General features: G+C 66.2%; 10 protein-coding genes and 1 pseudogene. 7 read left to right on the plus strand and 4 right to left on the minus strand.

Features of this window, described 5'->3' with window-relative positions; all coding sequences use genetic code 11:
• The first annotated feature begins 32 nt into the window (after nt 1–32).
• Nucleotides 33–1,748, plus strand: a complete 1,716-nt coding sequence (locus ACVMIH_RS34445; protein WP_229192665.1) for an adenylate/guanylate cyclase domain-containing protein — start codon at nt 33–35, stop codon at nt 1,746–1,748.
• Nucleotides 1,749–1,812: 64 nt separating this feature from the next.
• Here the strand turns inward: ACVMIH_RS34445 and ACVMIH_RS34450 are convergent, their stop codons facing one another.
• The 3 genes from ACVMIH_RS34450 to ACVMIH_RS34460 are packed head-to-tail and all read right to left on the minus strand — an operon-like array spanning nt 1,813 to nt 6,097.
• Nucleotides 1,813–2,736, minus strand: a complete 924-nt coding sequence (locus ACVMIH_RS34450) for an FAD binding domain-containing protein (RefSeq protein WP_076827965.1) — start codon at nt 2,734–2,736, stop codon at nt 1,813–1,815.
• Nucleotides 2,733–5,414: a molybdopterin-dependent oxidoreductase gene (locus tag ACVMIH_RS34455; protein ID WP_076827963.1), complete on the minus strand. Its 2,682-nt coding sequence runs from the start codon at nt 5,412–5,414 to the stop codon at nt 2,733–2,735. Before ACVMIH_RS34455 ends, ACVMIH_RS34450 begins: the two co-directional genes overlap by 4 nt.
• Entirely contained in the window at nt 5,411–6,097 is a 687-nt protein-coding gene (locus tag ACVMIH_RS34460; protein ID WP_076827961.1) for a TetR/AcrR family transcriptional regulator, read from the minus strand. The genes ACVMIH_RS34455 and ACVMIH_RS34460 overlap by 4 nt, the downstream gene beginning before the upstream one ends.
• 193 nt (nt 6,098–6,290) lie before the next feature.
• Here ACVMIH_RS34460 and ACVMIH_RS34465 point away from each other — a divergent pair, with 193 nt between their 5' ends.
• Together ACVMIH_RS34465 and ACVMIH_RS34470 are read left to right on the plus strand one after the other, a co-directional pair.
• Nucleotides 6,291–6,524 (plus strand): DUF6894 family protein, encoded by a 234-nt coding sequence (locus ACVMIH_RS34465; protein ID WP_028333132.1) that lies wholly within the window; start codon nt 6,291–6,293, stop codon nt 6,522–6,524.
• Nucleotides 6,525–6,533: 9 nt separating this feature from the next.
• Nucleotides 6,534–6,713, plus strand: a complete 180-nt coding sequence (locus ACVMIH_RS34470; RefSeq protein ID WP_076827959.1) for a hypothetical protein — start codon at nt 6,534–6,536, stop codon at nt 6,711–6,713.
• 12 nt (nt 6,714–6,725) lie between these two features.
• Here ACVMIH_RS34470 and ACVMIH_RS34475 read toward each other — a convergent pair whose 3' ends face one another.
• Nucleotides 6,726–7,658: a helix-turn-helix domain-containing protein gene (locus ACVMIH_RS34475; RefSeq protein WP_141340931.1), complete on the minus strand. Its 933-nt coding sequence runs from the start codon at nt 7,656–7,658 to the stop codon at nt 6,726–6,728.
• Nucleotides 7,659–8,027: 369 nt separating this feature from the next.
• Between ACVMIH_RS34475 and ACVMIH_RS34480 the strand changes: the two are divergent.
• The 4 genes and pseudogenes from ACVMIH_RS34480 to ACVMIH_RS34495 all read left to right on the plus strand — a co-directional run bounded on the left by ACVMIH_RS34480 (nt 8,028) and on the right by ACVMIH_RS34495 (nt 13,309).
• Nucleotides 8,028–8,955: pseudogene (locus ACVMIH_RS34480) on the plus strand (helix-turn-helix domain-containing protein).
• A 166-nt stretch (nt 8,956–9,121) separates the two neighbouring features.
• Nucleotides 9,122–9,388: a hypothetical protein gene (locus tag ACVMIH_RS34485; RefSeq protein ID WP_233475224.1), complete on the plus strand. Its 267-nt coding sequence runs from the start codon at nt 9,122–9,124 to the stop codon at nt 9,386–9,388.
• 117 nt (nt 9,389–9,505) lie between these two features.
• Nucleotides 9,506–10,711: an NAD(P)/FAD-dependent oxidoreductase gene (locus tag ACVMIH_RS34490; protein ID WP_076827957.1), complete on the plus strand. Its 1,206-nt coding sequence runs from the start codon at nt 9,506–9,508 to the stop codon at nt 10,709–10,711.
• Nucleotides 10,712–11,047: 336 nt separating this feature from the next.
• Nucleotides 11,048–13,309, plus strand: a complete 2,262-nt coding sequence (locus ACVMIH_RS34495) for a TonB-dependent siderophore receptor (protein WP_456866599.1) — start codon at nt 11,048–11,050, stop codon at nt 13,307–13,309.
• Nucleotides 13,310–13,427 lie beyond the last annotated feature (118 nt).

Raw genomic sequence — 13,427 nt, forward strand, 5'->3', positions numbered from 1 at the left:
GCGGCCGATATCGCCCCGGCTACAGCCGGCTGATGGGAATCGACGAGGAAGGCACTCTGGCCAAGCTGAAGTCGGTCAGGCGAGCGTTGCTGGATCCAGCGCTGGCGGCACATCGCGGCCGCGTCGTCAAGACGACCGGCGACGGAATCCTCGTTGAATTCGCCAGCGCCGTCGACGCGGTGCGCAGTGCCGTCGAAGTGCAGCGCCGCATGGCCGATCAGAATGCTGCCGTGCCAACGGAGCAGCGGCTCGAATTCCGAATCGGAATCCACGTCGGCGACATCATCTTTGACGACAACGATATCTTTGGCGACGGCGTCAACATCGCAGCGCGCTTGGAGGGGATTGCCGAGCCGGGTGGCGTCTGCATTTCCGATGACGTGCAACGGCACATTCGCGGCAAGGTCGATGCGACCTTCGAGGACATGGGGCCGCAGGTCCTGAAGAATATTGCCGAGCCTATTCGGACATGGAGAGTTCGCGTCGGCGGCGCCTCCGCAGCGGCCGCGATCGCGAAGCACGCGTTCACTGCACCGGCTTCCCCAGCCGCGATTGCCGAGAAGGCCTCCATCGCGGTGCTGCCGTTCCAGAATATGAGCGGTGATCCGGAGCAGGAATACTTTGCCGACGGCGTCGTCGAGGACATCATTACCGCGCTGTCGCGCTTCAGATCGCTGTTTGTGATCGCGCGCAATTCAAGCTTCACCTACAAGGGGAAGTCCGTCGACATCAAGCAGGTCGGGCACGAGCTCGGTGTGCGATACGTGCTGGAGGGATCAGTGCGCAAGTCGAGTGGGCGCGTTCGGATCACCGCGCAACTGATCGAGGCCGGCAGCGGTACGCATCTCTGGGCGGACAGGTTCGACGGCGAACTGAGGGATGTGTTCGACCTGCAGGACCAGGTCACCGCGAATGTCGTCAGCATCATAGCTCCGAAGATCCAGCAGAGCGAAATCGAACGAACCCGAACCAAGCCGACCGACCGTCTCGATAGCTACGATCTCTTTCTGAGAGGCATTGCGGCCTATGCAGATCGCTCCAAGTGGGGCGACGCTGAACTCGGCGAGTGGTTCAACAAGGCCTGCGGGCTTGATCCGAACTATGCAGCCGCTCAGGTCATGCTGGCCTATTCGTCGCTGCTGAAACAGACCACGCGCGGCACGCCCCCCGGCGCGGAGGAGTTGGCGGAGGCGCTGCGGATCGCCGAATTCGCCTGCGTGCTGGCCAGCGACGATCCGTTCGTGCTGGCGCGCGCGGCTCACATGTTTGCCTATCTCGGCCACGACTACGATCGCGCCGAGACCATGATCGAAGAGGCGATCTCGCTCAATTCGAACGATGCTGCGGCATGGGGATATCGTGGCTGGATTTCGCTCATGTGCGTCCAGCCGGCACGCGCGATCGAAAGTGTTGAGCACAGACTCCGGCTCAGCCCGATCGATCCCGGGCGTGCGTCGATGTGGAACGGAATCAGTTTCGCGCATTTCATGCTCGGTCAGTATGAGCAGGGCCGCGCGGCCGCCGCCAAGGCGCTGGTGATCGGCGAAGACGCACACACGCTCAGCGCGTTGATCATGAACGAAGTCGGCTCGGGGCGCCTCGACGAGGCGCGCGTCATCGCCGGCCGCCTGCTCAAGCTGCGACCCGATTTCCGCACGTCCTACGCGCGGCAGAATTTTCCGACCAGGACCGTCGAATGGGGCGAACGCATGGTCGCCGTGCTGTGTGAGGCCGGCATTCCGGCGTAGGAATTCCTGGATCTATGCATTCTAGACGCGACGTTGCCTCGAGGCCGCGAATGGGCGCTTGATCCTACGCCACGATCCGCTCGACCACGTCGCGCACCAGGCCCGTCAGCAGCTCGAGCTTGTATCCGGTCATCGGCAGCGGCCTGGCTCCCGAGATCGCCAGCTCGGTGGCTTGCGCGATGGTCGCCGCGTTAATCTGCTTACCCTGCAGCGCCGCCGCGGACGCGGCAAGACGCAGCGGGACCGGGGCGATGCCGCCGGCGGCGATGTGGACCTGCTGGAACGCGCCGCCGGAGATCACCGCACGCACGCAGATCTCGACCAGCGGCCATTCCGCATGCGTCCGGCTGATGGCGCGCTTGTACAGCGCGCGCTCGCCGGCCAGCGGAACGGGGAGCTCGATCCGCTCGATGCGTTCGCCCGGTGCAAGCAGATTGTCGGCCGCGCCGTTGCTGCCGTCGCCGAGCAGCTCGGAGATCGACAAGCCGCTGCGCCGATCGGTGGTGACCTTCGCATCATAGGCGAGCAGCGCCATCGCCATCGTCGACGGATGCGGCGCGACGCATGGGCCGAGATCGAACGCGACGTGATAGAGGTGGTTGCCGGATCGCGCCGGGCAGTCGGGGCCGCCCTTCTTGAGACAGGCGATCTGCGGATTGCGGAAATACCAGCAGCGCGAGCGCTGGGCGAGGTTGCCGCCGAGCGTCGCCATGTGCCGGATCTGCGGCGTGGCGAGGCCCTGCGCGGCTACGGCGATGCCGGGGTAAGCCTCGGCGAGCCGCGGATCGGATGCGATCGCAGCGATCGTGGTCAGGGCGCCGATGCGGGCCGAGCCGTCCGCATTCCACGCAACGCCGATCGTATCGGGACTGGCGGCGAGATCGATGATCGAGCCGCACGACAGGCCGCTGCGGCGGCGCTCCGACAGATCGGTGCCGGCGGCGCGGAATTCGGGCGCGGAGATGACGTCTGCAGTCGCGACACTCATGCGGCGTCCCTCCCCTTCAGCGCGGCGACGATGCGGTCGGGCCGGATCGGAATCTCGGTGAGGCGGACGCCGATCGCGTTGTGGATCGCGTTGGCGACGGCGGCCGAGGTCGGCACCGTCGACGCCTCGCCGATGCCGACGCTGTTGCCGAGCACATGGTCGAAGCCGGCTTCGTCGAAATGGACCTCGATCTCCGGCGTGTCGGCGATCCCAGGGATACGATAATCCTCCATTCCCGCGGTCAGGACGTCGCCGCTGGTCGGATCAAGCTCGCGCGCCTCGTAGAGCGCGTAGCCGAGGCCCTGGATCACCGCGCCGCAGGCCTGGCTGCGCGCCAGCGCGGGCGCTGCGATCTTGCCGACCGCGATGCCGGTGTGCACGTTGAGCACGCGGACATGGCCGAGCCAGGTGTCGACCTCCACCTCGATCACCTGCACCGAGCTCGGCACGCCGGCGCCGACGGCGATGTTCGAGAAGCGGCGCATCATCCAGCCGAACACCATGCCCATCAGGCCGACTTCGCGCAGCGGCGAGCGGATGCCGGGCGCAGTGTTCTTGCCGTCCTCGCCGCGCGTCTCCACCATTGCGATGTCGGGCGAGCGCGCGATCAGCTCGCGCCAGGGCGCGTTCGAGCCGGGCGCCGGCTTTCGCGTGGCCTGTTCGAGCATCGCGTCCTTCAGCTTCCGCACTGCCTGCAGCGTCGGCGGCATCACCGAGGCGGTGACGCGGCTGCCGCCGGAGCCGGGGCCTTCGGGCAGCGAGGAATCGCCGATCCGCACATCGATCTCACCGGGTTCGAGATCGAACTCGCGCGCGATCGCGTCGGCAAGCACGCTGCGGGTGCCGGTGCCGATGTCCTGCGTCGCCGTGCTAGCAACGACGCGGCCGCCCCTGACCGCGACCTCGACCTTCACCTTCGGCTGCCACAGATAGAGCCAGTAGCCCGTCGCGACCCCGATGCCGCGGCGATAGCGCCCGTTCTGCGCCGGCTTGTGGTTGCGCCAGATCTCGAGCCCTGATGCCCAATCGTAGAGCCGCTGCCGGTTGGGATCGGGATCCCAGCGCTTGCGCAAGGCGATCGGATCGACCTTGAGCCGCAGCGCGGCCTCGTCGATCGATTGCTCCACGGCGAATGCCATCGGCGGACCGCCGGGGCCGCGGAAGGCGGCGCCGGGCGGCAGATTGCTGATGACGTCAAAATCCGAAAGGTCCTTCGCCTCGGCCGGATAGATCAGCCGCGCCAGTCCCGCGATGGTCGAGTTGGTCGCGGCCCCGGTATCGGCATGCGCGGTGACCGAGAGCGCCTTCAGGCCGCCTTGCTCGGAAGGTAGCAGCGCGACCTTCAACTCCGCGGCCGGCCGATAACCGGCGACCGAGAGTTCTTCCTGGCGATCATAGGCGACCCGCACCGGCGCTTTCGCCGCGCGGGCCAGCTCGATCGCGGCGATCGTCTCGGTGCCGAGGCTCGCTTTCGAGCCGAAGCCGCCGCCGACGTGCTCCGCGATCACGCGGACCTTGTCGTGATCGAGCTTGTAGCGTTTTGCGATCTGCTCCTTCAGGTGAAACACCTGCTGGGTCGAGGCGTGCAGGGTCAGCCGGTCGCCGTCGAAGCGCGCCACCGCGGCGTGGGGCTCGAGACAAGCATGCTGCTGCGTGGCGGTGCGGAAGGTGGCTTCGACGAGTAGCTTGTTGTTGGCCTGGCGCGCCTCGTCCACCCAGTTGCGGGCCTTCTTGGCGCGGGTCGAGAAAACAGCGGTCGGCCCGCGGATGTTCTGCTTCCAGGGCGCCGGCCCGCCGGCCGCCTCCGAGACGTTGCCGGCCCGCTTGCGGCTCGCCTTGTCGAACACCACGGGCGCATCATCCTTGCGTCCGGCGTCGAGCCCGACCACCGCGGGCAGGCGCTCGCTGGTCAGCTTGATCGCGGCGAGCGCGGCCAGCGCCGTCTTGCGGTCCGGAGCTGCAACCGCCGCAATCGGCTCGCCGACATAGCGCACGATGTGGTCGTCGCCGAGCAGCGACACCGCACTAACGCCGGGCAGCGCGCGTGCCGGCGCCAGATCGAGCGTGGCGATGCGTGCATGCGCCTCGCGCGAGCGCAGGATCAGGCCTTCGAGCTGGCCGTCATGATGGATGTCGACGGTGTATTTCGCCGCGCCCGTCACCTTGTCGCGCGCCTCGATGCGGGGCGCCGTGACGTGATCGCCGTCGAAGCGGCCGGCACAGGCATCCGCCACCGCGCGGTAGATCCCGTCATAGGCGCCGCAGCGGCAGAGATGGCCGGACAGCGCCGCGCCAATCTCCTCGCGCGACGGCATCGCCGTTCCCCTGGTCGCGCGCCAATGGTCGCAGAACGCGGTCGCTTCCACGATGAAGCCGGGCGTGCAGAAGCCGCATTGCAGGGCGTCATGCGCCATGAACGCCTTCTGCACCGGATGCAGCCCGGACGCGCCGATGGCTTCCACCGTCGTCACCGATTTGCCGGCGGCGGCGTGTGCCGGCATCAGGCAGCTTGCGACCGGCGCGCCGTCGACCAGCACGGTGCAGGCGCCGCAGACGCCGGCGCCGCAGACGAGCTTGGTGCCGGTGAGCTTGAGCTGGTCGCGCACGATGTCGATCAAGAGCGCATCGGGATCATCGGGCAGGGATTCGACGCGGCCATTGACGGTCGTCGTGCTCATGGATGTCCTCCAGTTGTCCTGCGTGTCGGCCTCTTGGGGATTGCCGCCCTCTTGACGTACGGCTTCTGCGGTTTCGGCAAGGATTTGGACTTGAATTTCGGCTTGGCGCCGGCGCAGAGCGTCCGCACGATGATCGCCATGTCCTTCAGGAACGCTTCCGCCGGCTGCATCGCCGGATACTGCGACTTCGCTGCGTGAATCGACATTTCGACCAGCCGCGCGAACTCGGCCGGCGTCAGGTCCTGCGGCAGCGCAAGCTGCTGCTTGCGCACGACCCGCGCGACCGTCGTGACCATGCGCTCAGCATAGCGCGCAGCGTAGGTCTGGAAGAGGTCGCGCGCATGCACGAGGTGCTCGGAATACAGTTCCTCGAGATGCGGCGAGCCGTCCAGCGACCCGATCATGGTCGACATCCGCGCGGTCATGCCCGTAGCGAGGATGTCGCCGAGATCGCTGCCCGCCGCCTCCGCCTCGGCAATGGCGGTGTCCTCGGCTGCGATCGCGCTCTCATGCACGCGCTCGATCACGGCGCGGAACAGCGTTTCCTTGGATTCGAAGTGGTGATAGAGCGCCTGCCGCGTCAGGCCGGCCGCCTCGGCGACCTGCTCGATCGAGGAGCGCCGAAAGCCGTGCCGGCGGAACACCAGCATGGTGGCATCGAGAATGCGGGTTTTCGGTCCCATTTGACGATTTTGACAAATATAGAAAAACTGTCAAATCGCGATTTGGTGAGGAGGCGGTGCTGGGGCTTGATCACCATTCCGCGAGGCCGCCGCGCGGCCGGCGCCCATGTGAACCGCCTTGCGAATGGTCGCGTCGAAGAAACGTGGAGCTCCAAAGATGACCTTCTGGTCCGGAGCTTGCGAGGATACGCACATGACCCAGGTCTTTTTCCATTGCTCGACCACGCACGGGGTGCTGATGGATCGCCGCGGCACCTCGGTGACAAGCCTCTCGGAGGCCTGCGAGGCGGCGACGTGCATGATGCGATCGCTGGTCGCAACGGTCAGCCTGGAAGACTGGCGCGACTGGGTCGTGCATGTCAGCGACGAGTCCGGCGAGGAGATCGTGATCCTGTCCTTCGCGTCCGTGCTCGGCAAGCCGCACTGAGAGGGCGCCATGCTGTCACCGCACGCATCATTGCTCTCTCTGCACGACAGCTGGAACGCGATTACGGCGGGCCTGCAGAATCTGATCGCGCGAATTCGCGATCCCTACCGGCCCGAGCTGCACTACATGCGCGGACCGGGTCCCAAATGGCATGCGAAGCACGCCGTTCAAGCTGCGCCCGCCGGTTGAGCGCGGCGCTGTTCAGCTCTCGCTTCTCGCCGGGCGGTACATCTCGCGCCGCCACGCCGCCGGGCTGACGCCGACCACGGCGGAAAACACCCGCGTGAAGTGGCTTTGATTGGCAAAGCCGGCCGAAATCGCGATCTCGGACAGCGACAGGTCGCGCGCCGCCATCAGCTGCTTGGCCACCTTCAGGCGCTGCTGAAGCAGCCATTGGTGCGGTGGCAAGCCGGTGGAGATGCGGAAGGCGCGCGAAAAATGGCCGACCGACGGATCGAGCTCGGCCGCAATCTGCTTCAGCGAAATCTTCCCGCTGAGGTCGGATTCGAGCTTTTCGCAGGCGCGGTTGATCTGCCAGGCGGCGAGGCCGCCACGGGTCGGTCCGGTCGGATGTTGTATTCCGTCATAGGTCCGGGTGACGTGCGCGGTCAGCGCCAGCATCATGTGATCGATGAACAGCTGGTTGGTTTCGTCCGGCCGGTGCAATCCCTCGCGCAGCAGCGCCCCGACATGACGAATGACGCCGTCGTCGTGACCGGTGCCGATTTCGCAGGCCAGTTCGCCGATGCGCGGCGAGCCGGTCTGTTCGGCGAAGTCAGTGAGCGCCGAGCGCGGCAGATAGAAGAACAGCGAGTGGAACGGCTTGTCGATCACGTAGCGCGGATCGCGTTTGAGATCGTAGAGATAGGTCGCGCCCGCCGGGATGTCCCGCTTCATGAGGCACTTGCCGCCCTCCCACAATTCGCAGTCCGGATAATCGTGCAGCTTCAGGCTGACCAGAAAGGCATCCTCGGCGGTGAGCGATCCGGACAGCCCGGGCACCGGGTTGTCGTCCCGGGTTTCGGTGACCGCGAGTTCGGCGCTGCGCAGCGTGCGCGTGATCAGCGCCGGCGGCGTATCCCTCAGGCGTAGGAATTGCCCGAGCCGCTGCCCGTAGGCGCCCGCCTGTGCCATGCGTGTTGAGTCCATCATTGATGTGCGGCCGGGCAGGGACTTGTCAGTCAGCCTGCGAAGCCGTCACTCATTATCCGGGATTGCTGCGGCGCAGTCCAATTGTCTCAGGCGATCATGAACGATGCTGCCGGTCGTTCAGCGCAATGCGATTCCGGAATGAATTCAACTGCTTTGGTCCAATCGACCGTGCCGGACGCAGAAATGTCGCAGCCGCGCGCTTGGCGCCGAATTGGGCAAAGCATGGCCGTTTCAGGAAAGACATTCGAACTGCGCGGCGCTTAGGTCCGGCGGGCAGTTCCGCGCCTCATGGGTCCGACAGACCGGCCCGCAAGGAGGGAGCGCATGAGCCTTCAAACGCGAGCACAGGTGATGAGTAAGCCGATCCTGCACGATCCTTTGCGGGATTCGCCCGCCGCATCCGAAGCGCGGCCGGCCGAGGCACCGGCCGGTCCGCGCTGCCCGGCCGGCCAGGAGATGGCCCGCGTGCTCAAGACGCAGCCGCTTCGCATGGCGGCCGACCCGTCGAGCGGCGCGATCGCCTGTTGGAAGCATGACGCCCTGCACGACGTGGTCAGGCCGATGGTCGACCATGTCGTCATGAGCTATCCCGCCGGCTCGCAGCGGCTGGAGCGGCGGACCGGCAGGGTGGCTTCGATCGGAACGGCACGGTCCGGGGTCGTGACGATCATTCCGGCCGGCTCGAGCTCGCGCTGGGATATCCACCAGTCGGTGCACGTCGTTCAGCTCTATCTTCCGCATGCGACGCTGGCGCGCGTCGCCGGCGAGGCCGACACCGCAGCTCCCGGCGATCTGCTGGAGCGCACCGGGCATCCCGATCCAATTACATCGCGGTTGCTGCTGAGCGCCGCTGATGCGCTCGATGGCAGCGCGGCGCTGGATGCGCTGTTCCGGCAGCAACTGACGGATCTCTTGGCCACGCGCCTGCTGTCGGCGCATGCCGGCGTGCCTGCTACGGTGCAGGCGACCGTGGGCGGTCTGGCGCCGACCGCGCTGCGCCGCGCCATCGAGCGGTTGCGCTTCGCGGCGCTGGCGACGGATGCCGGCCTGTCGCGCTTTCACTTCTGCCGCGCCTTCAAGGAAAGCACCGGGCTCTCGCCGCATGCCTGGCTGCGCCAGCACCGGCTCGAGCAGGCCATGAACATGCTGCGCGACACCGACGCATCCGTGGTCTCGATCGCGGCGGCGCTCGGCTACAGTTCGCAGACCGCGTTCGCGGCCGCGTTCAGGAAGCTGACCGGCGAAAACCCCGAGCGATTGGCGGCGGCGCCTGCGGTAGCCGCAATCGCTCTTCAGGTCGGGCAATCGCTCTGGGGCACTCATAAGGCCAATTCGCTAGATCACCGTGGCGCCCAGGCCAACAACGGAGACAAGCGATGGCCTGGAAGGATTTCGGTAGCTCCCTTGCAGTGACACGGCGACGCCGGGTCCTCGCGACTGCACTGATGTACGGGCTTACGCTCACCGTGCGCTTCACGTCGGCAACCGGCGAGGATGCCGATGCGCCGGCGCAGGCCGTTCAGGGCGCCGATGCCATGACGTCGGTGATGATCAGCGACGCCGCCCAGGCGCTCTACCGGGACTGGCTCCCGGGGGCCGCGCTGCCGATCGGCCTTCAGCATGGAGCGCTGTCGGGCGCGAGAGGCTGCCGCGCAGCCTGCATGCCCGGGGCGCGCACGCCGTTCCTGTCGAGCTGCGCCGCCCGGCAATAGGCGCTCGCTTTTCGTTTCACCTCTTCGCGTCGCCGATCGCGACAGGCTTCGCCGCAAGCGGCAGGCAGCGGCGGCAACGCGCGGACATCAGAGACTGCCAACCCAGAGGAGATACCCATGCGAATTGTCATCATCGGCGCCGGCTTTGCCGGCATGTACGCCGCGCTCTCCGCAGCCCGCCTGCGCGACATCAAGGGCGTTTCGCCCGAGGAGCTCGAGATCGCGCTGGTCGCGCCGGAGCCGACCCTGGTGGTGCGCCCGCGGCTCTACGAGCCGAAGCCGGAGACACTGACCGCGCCGCTGCTCGACGTCTTCAACGCGATCGACGTCGTCTATGTGCAGGGCAGCGCCGAAGCCGTCGACACCAAGGCCCGCACCGTGCAGATCGTCACCGCCAAGGACGCGCGCAAGACGCTGCCTTATGATCGCCTTGTGGTGGCGACCGGCAGCCGGCTGTTCCGTCCGAACGTACCCGGTCTCGCCGAGCATGGCTTCAGCGTCGACAATCTTGCGGATGCGATCGCGCTCGATCGCCATCTGCACGACCTCGCCAGGCAGCCGGCATCAGTGGCACGCGACACCGTGGTCGTTGCCGGCGGCGGCTTCACCGGCATCGAGGCGGCGACCGAGATGCCGGCGCGGCTCCGGGACATCCTCGGCAGCGACGCCAAGCCGCGCGTCGTGATCGTCGATCGCAACGTGGCGATCGCGCCCGACATGGGCGAGGGCCCGCGCCCGATCATCGAGGACGCGATGCGCAAGCTCGGCGTCGAAGGCCGCTTCGGCGCCGGCGTCGCCGAGGTCAGCAAGTCCGGCGTCACGCTCTCCAGCGGCGAGCATATCGAGGCCGCGACCGTGGTCTGGGCGGCGGGCATTCGCGCCGCGCCGCTGACCACGCAGATCCCGGCGGAGCGCGACAATTTTGGCCGGCTGCTGGTCGATCGCGATCTGCGCGTACCGTCGGTCGCGGGTGTGTTCGCCACCGGCGATGCGGCGCGTGCCGCATGCGACGATGTCGGCAATTACGCGCTGATGTCGTGCCAGCACGCGACGCGGATGGGCGCCTTTGCCGGCAACAACCCCGCGGCCGAGCTGCTCGGTGTCCCGACCAGGCCGTATCACCAGAAGGCCTATGTCACCTGCCTCGACCTCGGCGAGGCCGGTGCTCTGTTCACCCGCGGCTGGGAGCGCAAGGTCGAGATGGTCGGCGATGTGGCCAAGAAGACCAAGCGGGAGATCAACACCGTCTGGATCTATCCGCCGCGCGCCGAGCGTGCCGCGGCGCTGGCATCGGCCGATCCGGAGCACGTCACCGAAGTCTGACGCTGAGCTCGGCGAGAGCACCGCAACTGCGATCATCGCTTCCGCGCACGGCGTCGTTCGATCGCAGTGCGCGGAACTGACTCGAAGTATCGCGGAGCGAAACGCAGTTTAGAATCGTCCTTAGAAGCGCTCGAAAAATCTGAGGCGCATTGACGCAGTTTCGCTGCGTTCACGTTGCGAGCTCGCAACACCATCGGCGATAAGCCCAACACTGGATGTGTTCTAATCACCGATCAGCTGCGTACGTCTTTCATCGTGTTAGTGACGGCGAGGATGAAGGCGATGTGAGTTGACGGGGGTCGGATGTTTCGTCGCACTGCGCTGGCGGCCGGGTACATGGCCGGCAGCGGTTTGTTCGTGCTGAGTGTGGTGATGCCGCGAGAAAGCGTTGCGCAATCGGCGCTGCCGCCGGTGACGGTCGAGGCGCCGAAACAACAGCAGCAGGCGCGGCGGACGCTGCCGGCGCGACGCGCGGCGCGTCCTGCACGTACGACGCCGCGATCGATCGCGAACCGGGCGCCCGCGCAGAACGTTCCAGCACCGGGGGCAGGTGGCGGCGGAGAGCGCGGCAACGGGCCGGTCACCGGCTATCTCGCCAGCCAGAGCGTCACCGCAACCAAGACAGACAGCCCGGTGCTGACGACGCCGCAGTCGATCTCGATCGTCACCCAGGATCAGATCCAGGCGCAGGGCGCGCAGAACATCACCGAAGCACTGCGCTACACGCCCGGCGTGACGATCGAGAGTTTTGGCGCCAACGCGTTCTTCGACGAGTTCAAGCTGCGGGGCTTCACCGCGCCACGCTATCTCGACGGGTTGCGGCTGCCGACCGACACCACGACCTTCGCGGTCCCGCGCATCGAGACCTATGGTCTCGAGCGCATCGAGGTCCTGAAGGGCCCGTCATCCGGCCTGTATGGACAATCCGATCCGGGCGGCCTGTTGAACCTGGTCAGCAAGCGGCCCACCGAGACGCCGCATTACGAGATCGAGGGATCGTTCGGCTCGTTCGATCGCTTCCAGGGCGCCTTCGATATCGGTGGTCCGGCCGACAAGGACGCCTGGTTCCTTTACCGCATCGTCGGCCTTGGCCGCGACAGCAACAGCCAGACCGACTTCGTTCAGGACAACAAGCTGTTCATCGCGCCGAGCTTCACCTGGCGCCCGACCTACGACACCAGCTTCACCGTGCTCTCGCAGTACCAGAAGGTCGACAACAAGGGTTACCAGCAATACGTCCCGGGACAGGTGTCCTTCCTGCCCAACCCCAACGGACATATTCCTTACAGCCGTTACCTCGGCGAGCCCGGGCTGGATGGCTATCATCTCGAGCAGTTCGCGGTCGGCTACGCGTTCGAGCATCGCTTCGACAACATCTTCCAGTTCCGGCAAAACCTCCGCTACACCCAGGTCAGCAACGACCTTGCATCGGTGCGGACCGAGGGCATGGTGACGGATCGTCTGGTCGCGCGCACCTACAACTACGTCAAGGCCAACGCCGCCAATGTCGCGCTCGACAATCAGCTGCAGGCGGATTTCGCCACCGGGCCGCTGGTCCACAAGGTGCTGGCCGGCGTCGACTACTTCGATCTGTGGGCGAACACGGACTATCGCACGACGCCGATTGCGCCGATCGATGCCTATAGTCCGGTCTACGGCACCGCCGTTCCGTCAGCCAGCTCGCTGGCGCCTTTCATTCTGCGCGACGACAGGCAGTCGCAGCTCGGCGCCTATCTGCAGGATCAGATCAAGCTCGATCGCTGGACGCTGACCATGAGCGGCCGCCAGGACTGGGTCAGCTCCGGCTTCACCAGCATGGCGTTCTATCCGCCGGCCGGCCATTATTCGCGCGATGACTCGGCGCAAACCGGTCGCATCGGCCTGAGCTACCTGTTCGATATCGGCCTGGCGCCCTATGTCAGCTACGGGACCTCGTTCACGCCCAACCTCGGCGCCGACAGCGCCGGCCGGTCGTTCAGGCCGACGACGGGCGAGGGCGCGGAAGTCGGCGTCAAGTTCAAGCCGAACGGCTCGAACTTCATGGTGACGGCGGCAGCGTTCGATATCCGTCAGCAGGACGTGCTGACGGCCGATCCGTTAAACCCGCTGTTCAACGTGCAGACCGATGCCGTGCGCGTCCGCGGCCTCGAGCTCGAGCTGAAGGGCAATCTCACGCGCGAGCTCGAGATCACGGCGGGATACACCCATCTCGACCCGCGGGTGACGACGAGCATTGCCGGCTATGCCGGCAAGTACATGATGAACACGGCGCAGGACCAGGTCGCGGTCTGGGGCAAGTATAGCTGGTATGACGGCGCGCTCGCGGGCCTTGGGCTCGGCCTCGGCGTGCGCTATGTCGGCGAGACCTACGGCGACAACTTCAATACCTTTGTCATTCCCTCCTATGCCTTGCTCGATGCGTCGGTCAGCTACGACTTCGCCTATCTGCGGCCGGACCTGAAGGGATGGAAGGCGCAGATCAACGTCACCAATCTGACCGACCACTTCTACGTTGCGTCCTGCCTGACCGGGCTTCCCTATTGCGGCCTCGGCAATGGCCGCACGGTGCTGGGCACAATGAAGTACACCTGGAACTAAAGCATGATCCCGAGAAGTGCGAAGCGGTTTTCCGAGAAGATCATGCTTCAACAAGAGGCTAAAGCTCGATGACGATCCAACCTGATCCCATCGCGCTTTAGGTAACGAAATTGACTGC

The organism is Bradyrhizobium sp. USDA 4503 (genome assembly GCF_054055815.1).